Source organism: Altererythrobacter sp. (genome assembly GCF_050299635.1).
Taxonomy (GTDB): Bacteria; Pseudomonadota; Alphaproteobacteria; order Sphingomonadales; family Sphingomonadaceae; genus Erythrobacter.
In genome coordinates, this window is sequence record NZ_JBNKWF010000060.1 from 1 (window position 1) to 1,327 (window position 1,327).

Below are 1,327 nucleotides of genomic sequence, written 5' to 3' on the forward strand. Positions count from 1 at the left end.
GAACAAAGGATTGCGGAATTGTCCGAGAGGCCGGAAGAGATTGGTTTGGATGCGAAGAGCCCGATTGAGCGTGACCGGGTTGATCTTGCGCATGAGATGGCCGGACTGAACACCGGCCGGATCAAACGCTTCCTGACGGACGACGGGCATGGCTTCGATGGCCCGAGCGAAAAGAAAAAGGCCGAACGCCGGTATCAGACCCTGCTGGATAGTTGCCCCTGCAAAATCCCCCAAACCCGCACGGCATCTGGATTTTCTGGGATCGTGGCAGCCCCAAATCCCCGAGAAACTGGTGTAATACGGCCAATACCTGAGAGTTTTCGGAGCAAACCACCGTGGCCACCGACGACTTCTTCCGCGCCCGCCTCGACCAGATGATCGACCTTCGCCACCCACTGGCCGTACTGGCTCGGCGCATGCCCTGGGAGCAGATCGAAACGGCATTGGCCCCCGCCTTTGCGCGCAAGGATCGCAGTGGGAGGGTGATCGCCAGCGATGATCTGTTCGGCCCGTCGATGCAGATCGCCGGCGCCGGGACGAGCGCAGCTGGCAGGCCGCGCCTGTCGATCCGGTTGATGGCTTCGCTGCTGTACCTCAAGCACGCGTTCAACCTGAGCGATGAGGCGCTCGCCGAGCGCTGGGCCGAGAACGTGGTGTGGCAGTACTTCAGTGGCCAGGAATACTACGCGCCGACAAAGCCCTGCGATCCGACTCAGATCGGGCGCTTTCGGAGCGCCATTGGGGAAGCGGGCGTTGAGGAACTGCTCAAGGCCACGATCGATGCCGCCGTCGAAACCAAGGCCGTGCGGCCCAGCGAGTTCGAGCGGATCATCGTCGATTCGACGGTGCAGGAGAAGGCCATCGCCCATCCGGTCGACTCGCGCCTGCTCGAGATTGCACGTGCCAAAGTCGTCAGCGCGGCCAAGCGTGCCGGCATCACGCTCAAGCAGACCTTTGCGCGCGAGGGCAAGGAACTGCGTCGGCGCGCCGGTGGCTATGGCCATGCCAAGCAGTTCCGGCGCCTACGCAAGGTGGTCAAACGCCAGCGCACGATCCTGGGCGTCGTGCTGCGCGAAGTCGAACGCAAACGAGCGCTGACAACGAGCGCTTCAGCATCGACGCTGATGGCTCTGGATACGATCGTCGAGCGTGCCACACGGCTACATCTTCAGTGCCCCAAGGACAAAAACAAGCTCTATGCGCTGCACGCACCGGAAGTCGAATGCATCGGCAAGGGCAAAGCCCGACGCCCCTACGAATTCGGCGTCAAGGCGAGCATCGCCGTGACCCACAAGCGCGGGCTGATCGTCGGCGCCCGTACCTTTCC

2 protein-coding genes are annotated in these 1,327 nt (G+C 62.5%); one reads left to right on the top strand and one right to left on the bottom strand.

The genetic code is table 11. From position 1 onward, the window contains the following. The coding region (locus ACQY6C_RS14780; RefSeq protein ID WP_427970053.1) for a hypothetical protein at positions 1-234 on the bottom strand (234 nt) is incomplete at its 3' end. Positions 235-374: 140 nt separating this feature from the next. On the opposite strand from ACQY6C_RS14780, the gene ACQY6C_RS14785 reads away from it, so the two are divergent. Then, the coding region (locus ACQY6C_RS14785; protein WP_427970054.1) for an IS5 family transposase at positions 375-1,327 on the top strand (953 nt) is incomplete at its 3' end.